The following is a 20,551-nucleotide window of genomic DNA, read 5'->3' as shown; positions in this document are numbered from 1 at the left end:
ACGGCATTGGAACGCATGAGGAGGCTTCCATGACCAGCTACAACATCGCTTTGAACTTCGAGGACGGCGTTACCCGTTTCATCGGATGCAATAGCGGCGAGAAGGTTCTCGACGCTGCCTATCGCGCCAAGATCAACCTCCCGATGGATTGCTCCGACGGCGTGTGCGGCACGTGCAAGTGCCGCGCTGAAAGCGGCAGCTACGACCTCGGTGATGATTTTATCGACGACGCCCTGACCGCGGACGAGGCGGAAAGCGGTCTGGTGCTCACCTGCCAGATGAGACCGACATCGGATTGCGTTCTTTCAGTGCCCGCGACCTCGCTTGCCTGCAAGACCGGCCATCAGAAGTTCGCGGCCACCGTTACCGCCGTGACGCCGCACCTAGATGCTGCGATTGTCCTTGAACTGCGAGTGGATGCGGCATCCTTACCGGCCTTCCTGCCCGGCCAATACGTCAATATCGACGTTCCCGGCTATGGTCAGAACCGCTCCTACTCCTTCTCCTCGGCTCCGGGTGATCAGCGCGTCGCCTTTCTCATCAAGCGGATTCCCAACGGTGCGATGAGCGGCTGGCTCGCCGGCGCGAAGCCTGGCGACAAGCTTGACCTGACGGGCCCGCTGGGAAGTTTCTATCTGCGTGAAGTGAAACGTCCCCTGTTGTTTCTTGCTGGCGGGACAGGGCTCGCGCCCTTCCTCTCGATGCTTGAAACGCTCGCTCGCGCCGGCTCTGACCAGTCGATCCATATGATCTATGGGGTGACGCGAGATCTCGATCTCGTTCTCGTCGACGTGATAGAGGCTTATGCCGATCGCCTGCCGAATTTCAGCTTCAGCACCGTCGTCGCCGAAAACACGTCCAGCCACCCGCGCAAAGGTTGGATAACGCAGCATATGCCCGCGGAAGTCCTGCACGGCGGTGATGTCGACGTCTACCTTTGCGGCCCGCCGCCCATGGTCGATGCGGTGCGCAAGCACTTTAATGACAATGGTGTCAGCCCTAGCAGCTTCTACTACGAGAAGTTCACGCCCAATGCGGTTGGGAAAGAGGCGGCATAGCGATGACCACCTATCGAGACCGCTTTGCTCGCAAGGTACTCGTTGTGACGGGCGCGGCGCAAGGCATTGGGCGTGCCGTGGCCATACGCGCCGCCGAAGAAGGTGCTCGCGTCGTGCTGGTGGATCGCGCCGATCTTGTCGGGGAAGTGGCGCGCGAGGCAGGCACGCACGCGGCGTCGTTCATGGCCGATCTGGAGACCTACGAAGGCGCATCGGCTGCGATGCGTTTTGCCGTAGAAACCTTCGGCGGCATCGATGTATTGATTAACAACGTCGGCGGAGCGATCCGAATGCGTCCCTACGAAGCATTCCAGCCGACGCAGATCGACGCGGAAATACGTCGATCCTTGATGCCGACGCTCTACGGATGCCACGCGGTGATCCCGCATCTGCTGGCGCGCGGCGGCGGCACTATTGTCAACGTATCATCGAATGCCACCCGGGGGATTCATCGCGTGCCCTACTCGGCGGCCAAGGGCGGCATCAATGCCATCACCCAGTCGCTAGCCATGGAGCTGGCTGAACGGAACATCCGTGTCGTGGCGACCGCGCCCGGCGGTACGGAAGCTCCCGCACGGGCTATCCCTCGGAACGCTGAAGGCGACACCGACGAGGAAAAGGCCTGGATGGGCGAGGTCGTCGCGCAGGTAAGGCAATCAAGCTTCATGAAGCGTTATGGCAGCATCGCCGAGCAGGCCGCGCCAATCCTATTTCTGGCTTCCGACGAGGCCTCATACATTACTGGAAGCATACTGCCGGTCGCGGGAGGCGACCTCGGCTGACCTCGTGTTCTTGAATGCGTAGCAACTCGGGAGGAGACAATGTGCGACTTTGGTGTGAATGACACAATAGACAACGCTCCGCTTAGTGCGTTTCAGTGGGCGTTACGTTGATCTAATGTCATTCCTAGACCTACCAACGCATCGCCTGCATTATCGAGTTGACGGTACTACTAGCGAGACCTCCGACAAGGCCTGGCTTATATTTTGCAACTCGCTTGGCACGGACCTGCGCATGTGGGATCGCCAAATTCGCGAACTCGCTGACAGTTTCAGGATTCTGCGCTATGACCGCCGGGGGCACGGGTTGTCATCCGCACCCCCTCGGCCCTATACGCTTGCCGACCTCGGCGGTGATGTGATCTCGCTAATGGACGCTCTCGGTATCCCGCGTGCCCACTTCTGTGGTCTCTCCATCGGTGGCCTGACGGGACAGTGGCTCGGGATCCATCATCGGGCTCGATTTGAGAAAATAATACTTTGCGCAACGGCGGCCAAGATCGGGAGTGCCGAAGGTTGGACAGCGAGGATCGATGACGTCAGGGCCAGCGGCTTGGAGGCTTTGGTGCCCGCCACGGCCGAGCGCTGGTTCACGCCGGAGTTTCGCGCCTCCCACCCCGACGCAACCGCGAGGGTACTTGATAGCTTTTCGAGGACCTCCAAGGAAGGCTATCTCGGCTGCTGCGAAGCGTTGCGGGATGCAGACCTCCGAGAGGATATTGGCTCGATCTCGAACCCGATCCTCGCTCTGTCCGGTGCCGATGATAGTGTATGTCCGCCGAACGATCTGGAAGCGATAGCAAAGGGGGTGTGCGACGGCCGTCATCTTTGCCTACCAGGCCGACATATTTTAAACGTGGAGAGTCCAGACGCTTTCAATGCGGCGGTTTGTGATTTTTTATGCCGGTAACGGCCGATGCAATCCGGCTGGACGGCCTGGCGATCGCCAGCGATAGTCCCAAAAGATGCATCGGGAGGCCAGCGGATGGATCTTCGCCAACTTAGATATTTCGTAACGGTGGCGCGTGAGCGGAACTTCTCACGAGCTGCCGATCTGCTCCATATAGCCCAACCGCCGCTTAGCCGACAAATTCAGCAGCTTGAGGAAGAACTGGGCGTACAACTGATCGATCGCAATCAACGTCCGATCGCGCTGACGGAGGCCGGGCGGTTTCTCTATGAGCAGGCTCGCCATATCCTCGTACGGACTGAGCATATTATTGATCAGACCCGCAAGATCGGCAGCTCGAAACGCGAGCGGTTTGTTATCGGATGCGTGGGCTCAACGCTTTACGGCGGCATTCCTGATCTGGTTCGGCGTATGAGGCAGGTCTGGCCCGATCTTGATATCGAAATTCGGGAGATGATGTCGACGGAGCAGGTCAGCGCTTTGAAGGAGCGACGTATTGATCTCGGCTTCGGTAGGGTCAGGTTCAACGATAGGGAGGTCGAACGTCTTACGCTTCGCGAAGAGCGCCTTGTCGCGGCGATACCCAAGTTTCACCCCTTGTCTGTTTCCGAAGAGCCAATTGACCTTGCCTCGCTCTCGCAGGAAACTGTCATTCTTTATCCTTCTGCGCCGCGGCCGAGTTTCGCCGACGAAGTTCTATCTCTGTTTACAGAGTTCGGAATTGGGATCTCGAAGGTCGAGGAGGTTCGCGACATCCAGGGTGCGCTAGGCATGGTCGCCGCCGGCGCCGGAGTCTGTCTCATCCCTGCTGCATCTCAACGGCAGCGGCCAGATGACGTGTGCTATCGGACAATCGCGGAGGAAAGAGCGACCTCCCCGGTGATCATGAGCTATCGGCACAATGAGCCCAACGCCCGGATCGAGCAAATCAAGCGTTTGATCCGCGAGATGTACGCCGACAATCCTCCTTGGCTCCAATTGTCCAATGTGAAACTTGACGGCAAAGGTGAGTAATTCGATAAAATGCTTGCGTTTATGCTCGATCTTGGGCGCAATTAAGCGTGCTTTGAGGCCGTGAATTCCGCCGCTCGAGCTACGCGCCGCAATATCTTCTCGAGGGTACCGCGAACGATAAGGACGGCGAGTCCCTGTCCTGCTAGAGTTCATGCGGGACTAAAAGCGCGAGCAATCGATACAATGAGCATGCCCAATCATGAGATCGACCACGGACGTGCGAGGCCAAAATTCCGCCGACTCTAGTCGAGCCTTAGCTCTTCCTTGGCCGCCTGGTCATCACCAGAGACGACAGGACGGTGCGCGGCTTTTGAGGCGAATAATCCTGGATCCAAGCCATCGGGTGACGACATAGAACTGACCGAACCCGAAAACCGCTTCGAGCTTTCCTGGCACGCCTCCCGCTACCCCTGATTGCCGGCGGTATCGGGATTACCCCGATCTACGGCATGGCAAAAGTACTCGCCTCACGGGCGAAGACGCTCCGGCTGGCCTATGCCGCGAAAATCCGCAACCAGATGGCTTTTCTCGACGAGTTTGCCGCACTGCTTGACGAGCGGCTGCAGGTTTTTGCTGAAGATGACGGCGAAATACCGGATCTCGATGCCGAATTCGCGGCCCTGCCACCAGATGACGAGGCCCATATCTGCGGCCCGCGCGGCCCTCCTGGAAGCGGCGCGCCAGGCTCAGCATAAAGGTGGCCGCTCCATGAGCCGGCTGCGCTGCGAGGTCTTCGGCGATAATGGTCGCTTTGCAGAGCACGCCTTCCATGTCGAAGTCGCGGAGCTCGGTGCTCCTGTTCGGGTTCGGGCCGATCAATCGATGTTAGACGTATGGCTGGAGGCGGGCGTCGGCATGGTTTTCGATTCCCGATGGAGAATATGGGCACTGTGCCGTCAAGATCGTGGAAACAGATGGCGTGATCGACCATAGAGATGTCTTCTTTTCCGAAGCCGAGCGGCAGGAAAATTCACGCATGTGCGCCTGCGTTTCGAGGGCCTCCGGCGGACGAATCGTCATCGATGTCGGCTATCGCCGTGAGCTTGCCGCGGCAGGATAATTGGTACAGCGCCCCGACGGCCAGCCGTCGCGGCTCGAGCCCCATCAAGCACCGGCCGGCGGTTCCCGATCATACTGGCGCGAGACCCCTTCGCCTTCTTGCCGGATGCCTCGCAGGACTTCCAACGCTGCCTCCCTAAGCTCGGGCGCGAAAAGACGCCGAAACCGCGCCTCGTGCGCCTCGATGATGGCGTGCACCGTCTCCAGTTTCGCCGAGCCGGTCCTTGTCAGGCGAAGAGCCCGCGATCGGCCGCCGACCGGAGCCCGGTCGACAAGCCCGGCCTTGGTCAGCCCGACCATCAGGGGAACCATGTTGGCACGCTGGATGCCGAGGCTACGTCCAAGATCGCTCTGGGTACAGCCGGGATTGGCATCGATCAGTGTCAGAATGGAAGCTTCGACCGGCCTGAGTTCAATGGCCTGAAGCCTTGAGCCCAGGTCGGCCATCATCACATTGGATGCCCTCCTCAGCTGATAGCCAAGCAAAGCGTCAAGCGGGTCGCTCAATCTTGATGCACGGGTGTCGATATCCATAATTCGCCTATAATGCTATTGCACATAACAATCAAACAATGCTATGAGACATAACATTATCGGCGAGGAGGTCATATGCCGGTATTGGAGGAATTTTCTTTTGAAGAATATCGGCAGCAGCGCCGCGATCCGTTGATCAGCGACGCTACAGCGCGCTCCACGTCTCGTTAACCGCATTGCCGCCGGCGGAGATGAGAGGAATTTCATTTCGATCGCGCTGCCGTCAAACGGCCCCGGTACAGCTTACCGCATTCGATGCGGGTCACCTCCTTGCGGCCCGCTCCCCTTGATGTGCAGGCCCTGGCGGCAAGAAGGACACCATCATGACAACAGAGCATCCCGAAAAAGATACCGTCGCCTTTACCGTTGAAGCCGGCATCGCCTGGGTCAGCTTCAATCGCCCGGAGAAACGCAACGCGATGAGCCCCACGCTCAATCGGCGCATGACGGAGGTTCTGGATGGGCTCGAGTTTCGGGCCGATGTCGGTGTTCTGGTTCTTTCCGGCGAGGGCACGGCCTGGTCAGCAGGTATGGATCTCAAGGAATATTTCCGCGAGACCGAGGCTTACGGTCTACAGGGTACGCGAAAGGCGCAGCGCGAAAGCTACGGCTGGTGGCGTCGGCTGCGCTGGTATCAGAAACCGACCATCGCCATGGTGAATGGCTGGTGCTTCGGCGGCGGTTACGGACCTCTTTTCGCCTGCGACCTCGCCTTTGCCGCCGATGAAGCCAGATTCGGACTGAGCGAAATCAACTGGGGCATCCTGCCCGGCGGTGGCGCCGCCAAGGTGGCGAGCGAACTTACATCCTTCCGCAACGCCATGTATCACGCGCTGACCGGCGAAAACATCGACGGCAGGAAGGCGGCCGAATGGGGCTTCGTCAACGAGTCCCTACCGCTTGCACAGTTGAAAGCGCGGGTAACCGATGTCGCCAACATCCTGCTGCAAAAGAACCCCGTCGCGCTCAAAGCCACCAAGGATGTCATTCGGCGCGTGCGGGAGATGACTTACGACAATGCGGAGGATTACCTCGTCCGCGCCCAGGAAGCGGCCAACAGTTATGATAACGAGGGACGCAAGGAAGGTATCAAGCAGTTCATCGACGACAAGACGTACAAGCCCGGTCTGGGTGCCTATGACAAATCCAAGCATCAGGCCTGAGGAGAGCCTTACATGACGGTCGAGATCACCAGCGCACACCCATCGGCTCTTCCTAGCGGCTCCATGGAACGGCTGCTGCGCCCGAGATCGGTGGCGATCGTCGGCGCCTCCGACAAGCCCGGCGCGCTTGGCGCTTCGGTACTTTCCAACCTCGATCGCAGCGGCTATGCCGGGGCCATTCATCTGATCAACCCCAAACGGACCGAAATCGGCAACCGGCCCTGCCTCGCCTCGATCAGTGACCTTCCGGACGGGGTGGATGCGGCGGTTCTTGCCGTTCCGCGCGCTGCCGTGCTTTCCTCGATCGAGGCGCTTGCCCGTCGCCGCGTTGGCGCGGCGGTGATCTTTTCGGCGGGCTTTGCCGAGGGCGGTGAGGAAGGGGTGGCCGAACAACGCGAGATCACCCGCATGGCGGCGGAAGTCGGAATGGTGATCGAGGGGCCGAACTGCCTCGGCATGGTCAACCATGTTGACCGCATCCCCCTGACCTTTATCGAAACCGCTTCAAAGGCACTGGGCGATCGGCCGGGTATCGCGATAGTCTCGCAGAGCGGCGCCATGGCCGCCGTCCTCGGCGTGACCTTCGCCAGCCGTGATCTGGGCCTCTCCTATTCCGTCTCCACCGGCAACGAAGCTGCAAGCGGCGTCGAGGACTATGTGGAATTTCTGGTGGAGGATGCCTCCACGCGGGTCATCGCGATGATCGTCGAACAATTCCGCAAGCCCGCCCGTTTCCTTGCCGCGGCGCGCGAAGCATATGCGAGGGGAAAGCGGATCGTCCTTCTTCATCCCGGCCGGAGCAGCGCGGCGCGTGAATCCGCCGCGACCCACACCGGTGCCATGGCCGGCGATTATCAGCTCATGCGCGCCAAGGTCGCCCATGCCGGCGTTATCCTGGCCGAAACGCTCGAGGAACTTGGTGACATCGCCGAGATCGCTCTGCGATGCCTGGCGCCTCCGGCTGGAGGCCTCGCGGTGCTTGGCGAATCCGGCGCGTTCAAGGCGCTGACGCTCGACCTGTGTGAGGAGCTTGGACTGGATCTTCCTCCAATTAACGATGAGACAGCGCCAGCGCTGCGCGCTGTTCTGCCGCCCTTCGTCGGTGTCAGCAATCCGCTGGATCTGACGGCACAGGGTCTCGTGGAGCCGGACCTTTACGACAGAACGCTCACGGCCCTCTTCGACGATACCCGGTTCGCCAGCATTGTCGCTTGCATCATCCAGACCGATCCCGTCACCCTAGCCATCAAACTGCCGCCGATCCTGAAAGCCGTGCGAGAGCGCAAGCCGACAAAGCCGCTGATCTTCGCCGGGCTTGATGAGGGAGCCCCCATCCCGGCGAACTATATTGCGCAGTTGCGGGCGCTCGGTATCGTCTATTTCCCATCGACAGAACGGGCCTTCCGCGCGCTGAAGCGCATCGATGCGTTCGCGGCGAGTGACATTGCCACCTACACCTCCGCTCCGGTCGCGATTGCCGGCCTCCCCTGGCAGGGAGGTGTCATTCCCGAATATCAAGCCAAGCAAATGCTAGCGCCGCTTGGAATTCCGTTTCCTGAAGGCCGCCTGGCAACAACCCTCGAACAAGCTTTCACCGCAGCCGGCGCGATTGGGTATCCGGTGGTGCTGAAGGCGCAATCGCCCGAGCTCAGCCACAAGAGCGACGCCGGCGGTGTCGTCATTGGATTGTCGGACGCAGCCAGCCTCCAGGAGGGCTGGAGCAAGCTGCATGCCGATATCGCGCGCCATCGCCCAGGCCTTACCCTGGACGGCGTACTGATCGAAGCCATGTGCAAACGCGGCATCGAGCTGATCATCGGAGCACGCAACGACCCTGACTGGGGACCCGTGATCCTGGCGGGCTTTGGCGGCGTTACGGCTGAAATCCTGAAGGATGTTCGGATTCTGACGCCCGATCTGCCAGAAGACGCTATCAGCCGCGAGCTACATCGGCTGAAGAATGCGCCTCTGCTGCGCGGTTTCCGCGGCTCGCCGCCGCTCGACGTGAATGCCGCCGCCCGCATCATCGCTGCGCTCGGCCAGCTGCTGCTGGCCGAACCGGCTATCCGGGAAATAGACCTCAATCCTGTCGTGATCTATCCCGACGGCGAAGGTGCGGTGGCGCTGGATGCCTTGATGTTGGCAGTAACCAAGCCTACCGACGCTTGAGCCGCAAAGCCTGCCCGCTCGAAATTACGGCCAATCGGCATAGCCCGACGAAAGCGTGCTTTCCGCGACCTCGCTACTACGGGCAACCTCACGATAGGCCGCCGGCGAAAAGCCGGTCTTCCGTTTGAAGAAGTGGCTGAAATAGGTCGGGTCGCGAAAGCCAAGCCCGTCCGAGATTTCCTGCACGGTGCGGGCCGAGCGCTCCAGCCGCAACTTTGCCTCCTGCACCACCCGCTCATGCAGCAATTGCACAGGGGAGCGCCCGAGCGCGCCCTGGCAGATGGCGTGCAGGCGATCGGTCGTGACGCCGAGTTCTCGCGCATAGTCCGTGATCGGCCGATGCTGCCGGAACCAGGCTTCCACCAGCTGCCGATATCGCTGCAGGATCGACGCATTGCCACCGCGCCCGCGCTGCTCCGATGTCTCTGCTCCTCCGGCCCGCCAAAGCGTCAGAAGGATCAGGCGCATATAGGCCGAAATCGCCATCCAGGACGCGCGCGCGGGATCGCCGAGTTCTCGAACGAAGCCGGCGACCAGCGGCTGTACCTCATTGACGGCGTTGATATTGCGTTCGATCATGAACCAGGGGCGCTCGCTGAAAATTCTGAGCGCGTAGGATTCTGCTCGATTGCCAATCGCATCGACCATGATCTGCGGCGAGGCGCCGACGAGGAAGCTCGCCGCGCCGGCGGCCATATGCAGCTCGCCGCGCGCCTGTGGCGGCATATAGGCAATGGTCGGCCCCCGCAGGGTTCTCTCATCTTCGGCGTCAAGGACAAATGTGGCTCTGCCCGCCTGCAGCAGGACGATATGGTGGAAGGAGACGTAAAGACCTTTTTGGAAGCGGATCGTGCGGTGCGTCAGGGATGGCTCGTGCCATTCACCGCGGGCATGAAGATGGATGCCGCTGTCGAAAACCAATGCATTCTCCTTGGCTTGGGGTGACGAAAACGTGACATGATTGCCAGATAATTGCAATATTAACCCAGAAAATCACATTCAAAGCTCTCGGTAACCACGTAATCTCTTCCCATGAGCCTTTGGGAGGAGGTCTCCACACGAAACATATGCTCGACGAGGCTGCATCCCGGCCGCGTGAATCCGTGTGCATCCCTTCCCAGTCAGATGATGGCAAGCGTGGCCTGCCAGAGAGCGGATGATCGCGATGTTGGTGGCGAAACTGCTGATCAATGACAAAGCGCTCGACGCATCGGATGCGTCGACATTCGAATGCATCGATCCGGCGACGGGCGATGTCGCGACGATCGCACCGGCCGCCTCTCTGGCCGACGCGACCAGCGCTGCCAATGCCGCCGCGGCCGCCTTTCCCGCATGGTCCGAAATAGGCCCCCATCAACGAAGGGCGCTGTTGAACAAGGCCGCCGATATTCTGGCGGCCCGAACGGCAGGCTTCGTCGAGGCGATGGTTGGCGAGACCGGAGCGACCGCGCTCTGGGCGCGGATCAATTGCGATCTCGCCGCCGACATGCTGCGCGAAGCCGGAGCCATGACAACGCAGGTTGCCGGCGAGATCATCCCGTCCGGCGAGGCAGGGAGCCTCGCCATGGCGGTTCGCCAGCCTGCCGGCGTCTGTCTTGGGATCGCGCCGTGGAATGCGCCAATCATTCTCGGCGTGCGCGCGATCGCCATGCCGCTTGCTTGCGGCAATACGGTCATTCTGAAGGCATCCGAGCTTTGCCCCAAGACCCATTGTCTGATCGGCGAAATCATGCGCGAAGCCGGATTTCCAGCCGGGGTCGTCAATGTCGTTACCAATGCGCCGAAGGATGCCGCCGCCATCGTCGAGGTCTTGATCGCACATCCGGCCGTGCGCCGGATCAATTTCACCGGCTCGACCCGCGTCGGCCGCCTGATCGCCGAAACGTCCGCGCGTCATCTCAAGCGCTGTCTGCTCGAGCTTGGCGGCAAGGCGCCCTTCATCGTGCTTGCCGATGCCGATATCGATGAGGCCGTTCGCGCCGCCGCCTTTGGCGCCTTCATGAACCAGGGCCAGATCTGCATGTCGACCGAGCGGATCATCCTCATGGAGGAGATCGCCGATGAATTCGTGGAGAAGTTCAGGGTCAAGGCCGAGACGCTCGTGGCCGGCAACCCGCGCGACGGCAACACGCCGCTCGGGACGATGATCACGGCCGAAGCCGCACGCCGTGTCCGCGCGCTGGTCGAGGATGCCTCACAGAAGGGCGCGGTGGTCGTCTGCGGTGGTCACGCCCGCGGCACGCTGATCGACGCGACCGTCATCGATCACGTAACACCGGCCATGCGCATCTATCGCGAGGAAAGCTTCGGGCCGCTGGCGGCCATCATCCGTGTCGACAGCATCGACGAAGCCGTGACCGTCGCCAACGACAACGAATATGGCCTGTCGTCAGCTGTCTTCAGCCAGGACATCAACCAGGCGTTCGCCGTCGCCAGACGCATCGAGACCGGCATCTGCCACATCAACGAGGCAACCGTCGCGGACGAGCCGCAAATGCCGTTTGGCGGCGTCAAGTCGAGCGGCTATGGCCGCTTCGGCGGCCGGGCGGCGATCGACGAATTCACGGAACTGCGCTGGATCACGCTCGCTTCCGGCAGACGGAACTATCCGATCTGACGCCGCGGATCGGCAAGAAACGAGGGAATACGGAGTTAAGAGGGCTCCGCCAAAAGGGAGGAAATGGCATGACTGGTTTCAGGGAACGAATTTTGGGCGGCGGACTGACGCGGCGCGATTTCATGGCCGCGGCCGCGGCGGGAACAACCGCATTGGCCTTTGGCGGCCGCGAGGCCTTTGCCGCCGACGACACACTGAAGGTCGGCTTCATCAGCCCGCGGACCGGGCCGCTTGGTGGCTTCGGCGAAACGGATGGCTATGTGCTCGATCTCGCGCGCAAGGCGCTGGCCAATGGATTGCGGGCCGGTGGCAAGACATGGAAGGTCGATATCCTCGACCGCGATACGCAGTCCGATCCGTCGCGCGCCGGCCAACTGGCAAAGGATCTGATCAACAACCAGGCGGTCGATCTGATGCTGGCCGTTTCGACGCCGGAGACCATCAATCCCGTCGCCGATGCCTGCGAGGCCGCCGGCGTGCCGTGCCTGTCGACGGTCATGCCGTGGGAAGCCTGGTATTTCGGCCGCGGAGCCAAGCCCGGGGCTCCCTCGCCATTCAAATGGACCTACCACTTCGGCTTCGGTGTCGGCGAATTCCTGAAGACCTATATATCGCAATGGAACCTGATCGAGACCAACAAGAAGGTTGGCGTCATGTATCCGAATGATGCCGATGGCAATGCCATCCGCGCCAATTTGGCGCCGGCGCTTGCCAAGGCCGGTTTCACCATCGTCGATCCCGGCGCCTATGAGACCGGCACGACCGATTTCTCCTCGCAGATCGCGCTCTTCCGCCAGGAAGGCGTCGAGATCTTCAACAGCTTCCCGATTCCGCCGGATTTCGCCGCTTTCTGGCGCCAGGCGGCCCAGCAGGGTCTCATCCAGCAGTTCAAGATCTGCCAGGTCGCCAAGACCGGGCTCTTTCCATCCGACATCGAGTCGCTCGGCGACCTCGGCGTCAACATCGCCAGCGCCGCCTATTGGCACAAGGCTTTTCCCTACAAGTCGACGCTGACAGATGTTTCGGGGTCCGAGCTCGCCGATGGCTACGAGACGGCAAGCGGCAAGCAGTGGACCCAGCAGCTCGGCGCCAGCCTATCCCTGCTCGACGCCGGTTTTGAGGCGCTAAAGGCCGCCTCGGATGCGAAAAGCAAGGAGGCTGTCGCCAAGGCGCTAAGTGGGCTGAAGACGACGACCATCGCCGGCAAGGTGGATTTCACCAGCGGCCCCGTCGCCAATGTTTCTCCCGGCCCGATCATCGGCACACAATGGGTCAAGGCCCCAGCCGGTTCGAAGTTCGCGCTTGACTATGTCGTCACCGAGCATGCCACCGATCCGAACGTGCCCGTCGCAGCCAAGCTCATCGCTTATAATGGGTAAGGCTATCGTGCGGGAACAGGAACGACAAAGGCCAAGCCAGGATTTCCTGTCGGCCAGGGGGATCCGCAAGCGCTTCGGAGCGCTTGTGGTCCTCGAAAATCTTGATTTTTCCATGGGAGATGGCGATGCGATTGGTATTGTCGGCCCGAATGGAGCCGGCAAGACGACGCTGCTGAGCGCGCTGGCCGGCGCCTTTCCGCTGAGTGCCGGAACGATCATCTTCGACGGCCGGAATGTGACGACTTTGACAGCGGCTGATCGCTGCCGGTCCGGTCTCGTCAGGACGCATCAGATCCCGAAACCTTTTAGCGGCATGACGACATTCGAGAATGTCTTCGTCGCCGCCTCCCACGGCAAGGCATCGAGCCGTGATGAAGCCTATGAGCGCGTCATCGATTCCCTGCGGCTCTGCGGCATGCTTGGCGTTGCCAATCGTCGCGCCGATACGCTCGGCCTGCTCGATCGCAAGCGGCTCGAGCTGGCTCGCGCGCTTGCCACCGGTCCTCGTCTGCTGCTGCTCGACGAGATCGGCGGCGGGCTGACGGATGGCGAAGCGAGCGAGCTTGTCGGGACCATTTTGGAGCTGCGGCGGCGCGGCATCGGCATCGTCTGGATCGAGCATATCGTCCACATCCTCGTCCAGGTGGTCGAACGGCTGATCTGCATGGATGCCGGCAAGATCATTGCCGATGGCGATCCGAAGGCCGTCATGAGCGATACCGAAGTGGTGCGCGCCTATCTTGGAGGAACGCCCGCATGAGCATTCTGTCCATTCGCAATCTCGATGTTCGGCATGGTCTGCTGCAGGCGGTGCGCGGCATCAGCTTCGATCTCTCCAAGGGAGAGGTGCTGGCAATGGTCGGCGCCAATGGTGCCGGCAAGACGACCTTGCTGCGTTCCATTGCCGGTGCGCATCTGCCGGCCGCCGGCCAGATTCTGCTCGACGGCGAAGACGTCACGGCAGTTCCCTCGCACAGGCGTATCGCCAGGGGCATCGCGCTTGTGCCGGAGGGGCGGCGGCTGTTCTCACAGATGACCGTGGAAGAAAATCTGCAGCTCGGCACCAGCGCCGGCCGCGAGGGTGACTGGACGATCGAGCGGATCTTCGATGCTTTTCCCAACCTGAAGCCGCGCCGATACGCCAAGACCGGCCACCTCTCGGGTGGCGAGCAACAGGCGACCGCGATCGGCCGAGCGCTGATGAGCAATCCGGATATCCTGCTGCTCGACGAGGTCTCCCTCGGCCTGTCGCCGCTCGTCGTCGACCGCGTCTACGACCAATTGCAGGGTCTTCTCTCATCCGGCACGACCATCGTGCTTGTCGAGCAGGACCTGGCGCGCGCCATGAGCGTCGCGAGCCGCGTCATCTGCATGTTGGAGGGAAACATCGTGCTCGACAGGCCGGCAAACGGCGTTACGCGCGAGGAGGTGACCCGGGCCTATTTCGGCCTACATCGGCCGACAGCCGAGAGGAGCGTTTCGTGATCAACACCCTCGTTCAAGGCATCCTGCTTGGCGGCTACTATGCCGTTATCGCCTGCGGCCTCTCCTTCATGTTCTCCGTCATGCGCATCATCAATCTCGCGCATGGCAGCCTTGCCATCGTCGCCGCCTATGGGCTTTGGCTGCTGGCAGCGAAACTCGGCATTCCGCCCTTTGTCGGCCTTCTGATCATATTGCCTGTCATGGCTGTCATCGGTTGGCTTCTGCAGCGCTTCGTCCTCGAGCGCAGCGCGCGTGGAGGGACGTTGCTACCGATCCTCACGACCTTCGGCCTGTCGATCGTCATCGACAACCTGCTGTTCGAGCAATTCGGGGCGGATACGCGCTCGCTGGCGCCTTTCATCGGCAATCTCTCCTATGCGTCCTGGCAGTTGCCCGGTCACGTCTTCGTCGGCAAGCTTGCCGTGCTGATGATGGTGACGGCGATCGTCATCATCGGCGGACTGCAGCTTTTCTTGAGCCGCTTCGCGCTCGGCCGTTCCATTCGCGCCACGGCGGAGGATCCGGATACCGCCGGCCTCGTCGGTATCGATGCCCGCCGCGTCAATGCCGTCGCAACCGCGATCACCATGGGCACCGTAGGCATTGCCGGCGCTTTCCTGGCCATGCGGGCGACCTTCAACCCTTATTCGGGCGGCCCGCAACTGCTGTTTGCCTTCGAGGCGGCCGTCATCGGCGGCGCCGGCTCGCTCTGGGGAACCTTGGCAGGCGGCATCGTGCTCGGGCTTTCGCAATCGATCGGTGCCCAGATCCATCCGCAGGGTTTCCTGATCGGCGGCCACGTCGCCTTCCTTCTCGTTCTTTTCGTGCGGCTGCACCGTTTCGGTTTCCCGGGCCTCGGTAAAATCCGCACGCTGCTTCGGAGCCCATCATGAGCACGATCGCACCCCGAATTTCCATCGAGCGCTGGACCTCATCCTCGCGAATGACCTTGGCCGCCATGATCGTCGTAATTGGGCTTCTCGCCGCCATGCCCGCCATATCGAGTGACGGCGTCACCGATCGCATGACGACTCTTTTCATTTATGTGATCCTGGCGGCGATGTGGAATGCGCTGGCGGGCTTCGGCGGCCTCGTTTCCGTCGGCCAGCAGGTCTTCTTCGGACTTGGCGCCTATTTCACCATTCGTTTGGCGGATGCCGGGCTTGATCCCTTTATTTCGTTGATTGCCGCCGCAATTGTCACCGGCGCGATATCGCTGCCGCTCTCATGGCTGATGTTGCGGTTGAAGGGCGGCGAATTCGCCATTGGCATGTGGGTGCTTGCCGAGCTTGCCCATCTGCTCGTCAATCTCGACCGGCTCATTCAGGGCGAAACAGGAACCTCGCTGATCTCGCTCAATGCCTATGATAGCGGCATTCGGCGCGTGGCGATCTATTGGCTGGCGCTTGCGGTCATGGTCGGGCTGCTAGGCGCGCTCTTTGCCCTGATGCGCAGCCGGACAGGGGCCGCCATGCAGGCGATCCGCGACAATGAGGACGCGGCAGCCTCCGTCGGCGTCCGCGTCGCGGCGACGAAACGGCTACTCTTCGTTCTTGCCGCCTTCGGCATCGCCGTTGCCGGGGGGCTGTGGCTGGCAACGGCGGTTACCTTCCAGCCCAAGACCTATTTCAGCGTGCAATGGACCGCCTACATGATCTTCATGGTGCTGGTCGGCGGCATCGGCAAGTTCGAGGGTGCGATCCTCGGCGCCATTCTCTTCTTCGTCATCGAAACCGTCTTCGGCGGAACGGGTGTCTGGTACTTGGTCGGCCTGGGCGCGGCCGCGGTGATCTTCTCGCTCTATTTGCCGCGCGGCCTCTGGGGGGAGATCGAACGCCGTTTCGATCTGCAGCTCCTGCCCGTCGGCTACCGGCTGACCTTTTCCGATCTCCTCAAGGATAAACATTAACGGCGAGCTTTCGCTGCTTTCATAGAAAGGTGAAATCATGCTTTTCGGCAAGACCATCCTCATTACCGGGGTTGCCTCGGGCATCGGCGCGCGTGCCGCGGAACTCGCGGGACAGATGGGAGCCGACGTTATCGGCGTCGACGTCCGCGAACCATCATCGGGCATCAGCTCCTTCATCAAGGGGGATATTTCGAGCGCCGCCGGTGTCGAGGACATAGTCAAGCAGCTGCCCAATCGCATCGACGCGCTCGCCAATGTCGCCGGTCTCTCCGGAAATACCGGCGTCACGGCGACGTTGGCTGTCAATTTCTACGGCCTGCGCGCCCTTTCGGAAGCCCTCGCGCTCCGACTGCGCGAGGGTGGAGCGATCGTCAATGTCGCGTCTATCGCCGGCTATGGCTGGCGCGCCAATCTGGAGCGGGCAAAGATGTTGACTGGAATCCAGGGTTTTCCGGATGTCGCCACTCTCGTCAGCGAACATGGATTGAAGAACGACGAGGGCTACCCGCTCTCCAAGGAGTTGCTGCTGCTCTGGACGATGCGAGCCGCACATCAGCCGCTCTTCAGGGAGCGCGGCATTCGCGTCAATGCCGTCAGCCCCGGCCCCGTGGAGACGCCGATCCTGAAACAGTTCCGCGCCGTGCTGGGTGATGCCCGCGTCGACAGCGATATCACCCGCGTCGGTCGGGCCGGTAGGTCGGCCGATATCGCGCCCGCGATCCTGTTCCTTTGCTCGGACGGTGCGCGCTGGATCAACGGCGCCAACCTTCCGGTCGATGGCGGGCTGGAAGCCTCCATCAATGCCGACGTGGTCGGATTCTAGAATATTGCCCTCATCAGGAGACAAGAGATGAACATTTCCCTTCTCATCAACGGCGCTGACCGCCCAGCGGCCAGCGGCCGCACCTACAACCGGCTCGATCCCTTCACGGGTGAGCTGGCAAGCACGGCACCGGCGGCGGGGCTGGAGGACGTCGCAGCGGCCATCGAGGCCGCTTCCAACGCCTTTTCCGCCTGGTCGAGCACAGGTCCCGGTCGGCGGCGCGCGATCTTGGCGAAGGCGGCCGATATCATGGACTCCAAGGTCGGCGAGTTTACGAAATTGATGATGGAAGAGACGGGGGCGACGGCGCCCTGGGCCGGCTTCAACGTCATGCTTGCGGCCAATATTCTGCGCGAGGCGGCCGCCATGACGACGCAGATAGGCGGCGAGATCATCCCCTCCGACAAGCCCGGCACGCTCGCCTTGGGCGTGCGCCAGGCTGCCGGCGTCTGCCTGGCAATCGCGCCCTGGAATGCACCCGTGATCCTCGCGACACGTGCCATTGCCATGCCGATTGCCTGCGGCAATACCGTCATCCTCAAGGCATCCGAGCAATGCCCCGGTACGCAGCGGCTGATCGGAACCGCGCTGACCGAAGCCGGTATGCCTGCCGGCGTCATCAACGTCATCACCAATGCACCCGAAGACGCGCCCGGTATCGTCGAGGCGCTGATTGCCCACCCGGCTGTCCGTCGCATCAATTTCACCGGCTCGACCAAGGTCGGCAAGATTATCGCCGAACTCAGTGGCAAACATCTGAAGCCGGCGCTGCTCGAGCTCGGCGGCAAGGCCCCGCTTGTCGTGCTTGAGGATGCGGATATCGATGGAGCCGTCAACGGGGCGATCTTCGGCGCCTTCATGCATCAGGGCCAAATTTGCATGTCGACCGAGCGCATCATCGTGCATCAGGCGATCGCGGATGCCTTCGTCGTCAAGCTGGCGGCGCGTGCGGCAGCATTGCCCGCCGGCGATCCGCGCGGTCATGTGGTTCTCGGCTCACTGATCAGCCTCGAATCGGCCAAGAAGATGGAAGAGCTGATCGCCGACGCGCAGACCAAGGGAGCCAAGCTTGTGGCCGGCGGCAAGCGCGACCACACCGTGGTCGAAGCGACACTGCTTGATTTCGTCACACCCGACATGCGCGTTTATTCGGAAGAATCCTTCGGTCCGGTAAAGCCGATCATCCGGGTAGCGAGCGAGGACGAGGCGGTGCGTGTCGCCAACGACACGGAATACGGCCTGTCATCCGCCGTCTTCAGCCGCGACGTGCAGCGGGCGCTTGCTGTCGCCGGCCGAATCCAGTCTGGCATTTGCCACATCAACGGTCCAACACTGAACGACGAGGCGCAAATGCCGTTCGGCGGCGTGAAGGGCAGCGGCTACGGCCGCTTCGGCGGCAAGGCTGCGATTGCCGAGTTCACCGATCTCAGATGGATCACCATCGAGGATTCGGCGCAACATTATCCCTTCTGAGAAACCGGGCGGCGTGCATGCGAACGCCGCCCAACCCTAGATTTCGTAGTGAAACAAAACCTATTGGGTTGGCTAGTTTCCTCATGATGGGGTCGCGGACAGACATTGAACATGGCTTCATGCCGATATCAATGAGCATCGTGCCGAGCGGGATTTTATAGCCGCCCCTCACGAGTCTACAAACTCAAGTTGATTTGGATTGCTTCGAAAGACACCGCCCGATTAATCGTCTTCCATCGCTATGGAGGTCCTGACCTTGCCCCAAGTTTTATCCAGTTTTGAGTTCGCTCCAGCGGTTTATTTGAAGTGCTCCCCGAATTTGGGCCAGCGGGCGCTGGAATTTTCCGGGGTTAGGGCTCAAGCCGGCGGGGGTGCCGATGAGCCATTCATGAGCGAAATCGGAACCTTGTTGCCGATCGCGCTGTGTGGCCGGAACTCGTTATAGTCTCTACGCCAATCCTCCATCTTCGAACGCGCGTCGTCATCCGCCATTGCGTCGCAATGGCGTGGGCACATGAACCAATGAGCGTTCAGGCACTCGGCGCGAAACTTGCCGTTAAATGACTCGATGTAGCTGTTGTCTGTCGGTTTGCCTGGGCGCGAGAAGTCGAGCACGACACCCTTGTGGTAGGCCCAGAGATCAAGATCTCGGGAGATGAATTCACTGCCATTATCGACACGAATGGACGCCGGATAACCGACTTGCCGGCACACCCGCTCAAGCGTCTGCACCACGTCTTCGCCTCGATAGCTGAAGCGGGCATCGACTGCTGGCGAGAAGCGCGAGAAGGTATCGACAACCGTCAATACCCGGATTTTGCGGCCCGTGGCCAATTGGTCATGAACGAAGTCCATGGCCCAAACATGGTTGGAATGGGTCGCCTCCGTGCGATCGGGCCGGAATTATTATTCGCCGGGTCTACGTACCGCTTGCGAGTTTCCAGCATTTTTAAAGGGCCGGAAATAGCGCCAACTGAGATGGTTTTCCTTTTTCCGTCAGCAAACTTCGCTTTGCTTTTAAACGCAAAAATGCGCCGGCTGTTCAGATCGCGAGCTCCATACTCAAGCAGGAATGACCTAAAGTCATCCGGCAGGCGAACATGTTCCATGTCCTCGAAAAGCTGTATATCTTGCTCGGTAATCGGCTTCTTGGGCCTTCCCATTTCATCCGGTTGCGCAAGTAGGTTCGAAAGCTCTTCGTTCATTTCGAGACTCATAAGAATTACGGTGACAGTGCACTAATTTTTGGTTCTCCAGCCGCAATGAGACGGGTCATCGGGTGTGCCAATTAGGGCGCGTTCTTATTTAAACGAACTATCACCGTAACTCAGGCTTCAATAACCTCGTCCTATGAATTTACATAGCGCATGTAGTTCTGATCCCTTTTTTCACGCATTTACGAACCATTCGACGGAATCCAGCTATCAAGCATCGCGGTTTGCGAAAATAAGGTTCGGCGGAAATGTCCTTCGGATGCACACGCTATTTCTACACTATGCGGATGCCGCCTCGATCAATCGTCCTCCATGGCGATGGAGGTCCAATTATCGAACAGATCCCAGAAATCCATATCGGTCATAGGCTCGTCATCATCGACCCAAAGAAGCAACCCCTCCGGATCATCATCGACAGTGCTGCTAAGATTGATATAGCCTTGTCCCTTTCCACCGCTGTTGAATATATGAAAATAATCCTTCGATCTCAAAGAGCTTTGAAGGAGGTTCCGTCCAATAATCATTGCCATCCTTGCCTATCGGGCGGATTTCTCTTTCTGGCAACAGACCACCCATAGAATGGAAGTCGCAGAAGCCGTCGAGCATTTTGTAGAAGGCCCCAACACTTCCCCCGAACCTGGGTTTAACAGTCGGCGCAAATCCCCTGTAGGATAAAACCTGATCGCCCGCTTGCCGGTCGGCAACCAGAGCCACGTCGCCCCGTATTTTGACGAGATAGGCGTCCGTCGTTCTCTGCAGAAGTAGACTACTCGTCTCTGGCATGTGAATAAAAACTAGACGCACCAGCGCCTTGAAGCCTTCCAATCTCCGGCTTTGATCCGCAGTCGCAATATCAGTCCAAAGAGGCGGCAGCGAGCGCCCGATATCTGCGACATTGAGGATGATATGATAGTCACTGCCCCAAAAGCGTGAAAGATAGGTATCGTTCATTTAAGACCTCGGGA

At 60.5% G+C, this 20,551-nt stretch carries 20 protein-coding genes and 1 pseudogene; 16 read left to right on the top strand and 5 right to left on the bottom strand.

Annotation, left to right across the window (positions count from 1 at the left end):
• Positions 1-29 precede the first annotated feature (29 nt).
• From benC to FBZ97_RS34540, 6 genes are all read left to right on the top strand, one after another.
• Positions 30-1,058 carry a benzoate 1,2-dioxygenase electron transfer component BenC gene (gene benC, locus FBZ97_RS26880; protein WP_113352195.1) on the top strand — a complete coding sequence of 343 codons (1,029 nt, stop codon included), beginning with the start codon at positions 30-32 and terminating at the stop codon, positions 1,056-1,058.
• Positions 1,055-1,840, top strand: coding sequence for a benzoate diol dehydrogenase BenD (gene benD / locus FBZ97_RS26875; protein WP_197044226.1), 786 nt, complete (start codon positions 1,055-1,057; stop codon positions 1,838-1,840). Before benC ends, benD begins: the two co-directional genes overlap by 4 nt.
• Before the next feature lie 115 nt (positions 1,841-1,955).
• On the top strand, positions 1,956-2,747 hold the full coding sequence (gene pcaD / locus FBZ97_RS26870) for a 3-oxoadipate enol-lactonase (RefSeq protein WP_113352197.1): 792 nt from the start codon (positions 1,956-1,958) through the stop codon (positions 2,745-2,747).
• 75 nt (positions 2,748-2,822) lie between these two features.
• Complete coding sequence (locus tag FBZ97_RS26865) at positions 2,823-3,761, top strand: LysR family transcriptional regulator (RefSeq protein ID WP_113352198.1); 939 nt, start codon at positions 2,823-2,825, stop codon at positions 3,759-3,761.
• A 449-nt stretch (positions 3,762-4,210) separates the two neighbouring features.
• Complete coding sequence (locus FBZ97_RS26860; protein ID WP_113352199.1) at positions 4,211-4,456, top strand: hypothetical protein; 246 nt, start codon at positions 4,211-4,213, stop codon at positions 4,454-4,456.
• Between the two features lie 224 nt (positions 4,457-4,680).
• Positions 4,681-4,821, top strand: coding sequence for a hypothetical protein (locus FBZ97_RS34540; protein WP_156090770.1), 141 nt, complete (start codon positions 4,681-4,683; stop codon positions 4,819-4,821).
• 44 nt (positions 4,822-4,865) lie between these two features.
• On the opposite strand, the gene FBZ97_RS26855 is transcribed toward FBZ97_RS34540, so the two are convergent.
• The gene (locus FBZ97_RS26855; RefSeq protein WP_233788533.1) at positions 4,866-5,270 is read right to left on the bottom strand and encodes a MarR family winged helix-turn-helix transcriptional regulator; all 405 of its coding nucleotides are present in this window, start codon (positions 5,268-5,270) and stop codon (positions 4,866-4,868) included.
• 407 nt (positions 5,271-5,677) lie between these two features.
• Between FBZ97_RS26855 and FBZ97_RS26850 the strand changes: the two genes are divergently transcribed.
• Together FBZ97_RS26850 and FBZ97_RS26845 are read left to right on the top strand one after the other, a co-directional pair.
• Positions 5,678-6,517: a p-hydroxycinnamoyl CoA hydratase/lyase gene (locus FBZ97_RS26850; RefSeq protein WP_113395616.1), complete on the top strand. Its 840-nt coding sequence runs from the start codon at positions 5,678-5,680 to the stop codon at positions 6,515-6,517.
• Positions 6,518-6,529: 12 nt separating this feature from the next.
• Positions 6,530-8,686 carry an acetate--CoA ligase family protein gene (locus FBZ97_RS26845; protein ID WP_113352202.1) on the top strand — a complete coding sequence of 719 codons (2,157 nt, stop codon included), beginning with the start codon at positions 6,530-6,532 and terminating at the stop codon, positions 8,684-8,686.
• A gap of 24 nt (positions 8,687-8,710) precedes the next feature.
• Here FBZ97_RS26845 and FBZ97_RS26840 read toward each other — a convergent pair whose 3' ends face one another.
• Positions 8,711-9,607, bottom strand: coding sequence for a helix-turn-helix transcriptional regulator (locus FBZ97_RS26840; protein ID WP_113352203.1), 897 nt, complete (start codon positions 9,605-9,607; stop codon positions 8,711-8,713).
• Between the two features lie 244 nt (positions 9,608-9,851).
• On the opposite strand from FBZ97_RS26840, the gene FBZ97_RS26835 reads away from it, so the two are divergent.
• The 8 genes from FBZ97_RS26835 (at position 9,852) to FBZ97_RS26800 (ending at position 18,372) form a co-directional block, all read left to right on the top strand.
• Positions 9,852-11,303: an aldehyde dehydrogenase gene (locus tag FBZ97_RS26835; protein WP_113352309.1), complete on the top strand. Its 1,452-nt coding sequence runs from the start codon at positions 9,852-9,854 to the stop codon at positions 11,301-11,303.
• Between the two features lie 68 nt (positions 11,304-11,371).
• Complete coding sequence (locus FBZ97_RS26830) at positions 11,372-12,682, top strand: ABC transporter substrate-binding protein (protein ID WP_113352204.1); 1,311 nt, start codon at positions 11,372-11,374, stop codon at positions 12,680-12,682.
• A gap of 4 nt (positions 12,683-12,686) precedes the next feature.
• Positions 12,687-13,442: an ABC transporter ATP-binding protein gene (locus tag FBZ97_RS26825; RefSeq protein ID WP_246661870.1), complete on the top strand. Its 756-nt coding sequence runs from the start codon at positions 12,687-12,689 to the stop codon at positions 13,440-13,442.
• The gene (locus FBZ97_RS26820) at positions 13,439-14,167 is read left to right on the top strand and encodes an ABC transporter ATP-binding protein (RefSeq protein ID WP_113352206.1); all 729 of its coding nucleotides are present in this window, start codon (positions 13,439-13,441) and stop codon (positions 14,165-14,167) included. Before FBZ97_RS26825 ends, FBZ97_RS26820 begins: the two co-directional genes overlap by 4 nt.
• The gene (locus FBZ97_RS26815) at positions 14,164-15,060 is read left to right on the top strand and encodes a branched-chain amino acid ABC transporter permease (protein ID WP_113352207.1); all 897 of its coding nucleotides are present in this window, start codon (positions 14,164-14,166) and stop codon (positions 15,058-15,060) included. Before FBZ97_RS26820 ends, FBZ97_RS26815 begins: the two co-directional genes overlap by 4 nt.
• The gene (locus tag FBZ97_RS26810) at positions 15,057-16,076 is read left to right on the top strand and encodes a branched-chain amino acid ABC transporter permease (RefSeq protein ID WP_113352208.1); all 1,020 of its coding nucleotides are present in this window, start codon (positions 15,057-15,059) and stop codon (positions 16,074-16,076) included. Before FBZ97_RS26815 ends, FBZ97_RS26810 begins: the two co-directional genes overlap by 4 nt.
• A gap of 37 nt (positions 16,077-16,113) precedes the next feature.
• Positions 16,114-16,899 (top strand): coniferyl-alcohol dehydrogenase, encoded by a 786-nt coding sequence (locus FBZ97_RS26805; protein ID WP_113352209.1) that lies wholly within the window; start codon positions 16,114-16,116, stop codon positions 16,897-16,899.
• A gap of 27 nt (positions 16,900-16,926) precedes the next feature.
• Positions 16,927-18,372 (top strand): aldehyde dehydrogenase, encoded by a 1,446-nt coding sequence (locus FBZ97_RS26800; protein ID WP_113352210.1) that lies wholly within the window; start codon positions 16,927-16,929, stop codon positions 18,370-18,372.
• Between the two features lie 357 nt (positions 18,373-18,729).
• On the opposite strand, the pseudogene FBZ97_RS26795 reads toward FBZ97_RS26800, so the two are convergent.
• The 3 genes and pseudogenes from FBZ97_RS26795 to FBZ97_RS26785 form a co-directional block, all read right to left on the bottom strand.
• A pseudogene (locus FBZ97_RS26795) lies at positions 18,730-19,236 on the bottom strand (integrase core domain-containing protein); the annotation flags it as partial.
• Positions 19,176-19,535 carry an SMI1/KNR4 family protein gene (locus tag FBZ97_RS26790; RefSeq protein ID WP_331275821.1) on the bottom strand — a complete coding sequence of 120 codons (360 nt, stop codon included), beginning with the start codon at positions 19,533-19,535 and terminating at the stop codon, positions 19,176-19,178. The pseudogene FBZ97_RS26795 and the gene FBZ97_RS26790, both read right to left, overlap by 61 nt.
• Before the next feature lie 474 nt (positions 19,536-20,009).
• Positions 20,010-20,537 carry a hypothetical protein gene (locus FBZ97_RS26785; RefSeq protein WP_113352212.1) on the bottom strand — a complete coding sequence of 176 codons (528 nt, stop codon included), beginning with the start codon at positions 20,535-20,537 and terminating at the stop codon, positions 20,010-20,012.
• Positions 20,538-20,551 lie beyond the last annotated feature (14 nt).

This window comes from Rhizobium sp. ERR 942, from assembly GCF_007828395.1.
Classification (GTDB): Bacteria; Pseudomonadota; Alphaproteobacteria; order Rhizobiales; family Rhizobiaceae; genus Rhizobium; species Rhizobium dioscoreae.
This window is presented reverse-complemented; position numbering and strand designations above follow the sequence as displayed.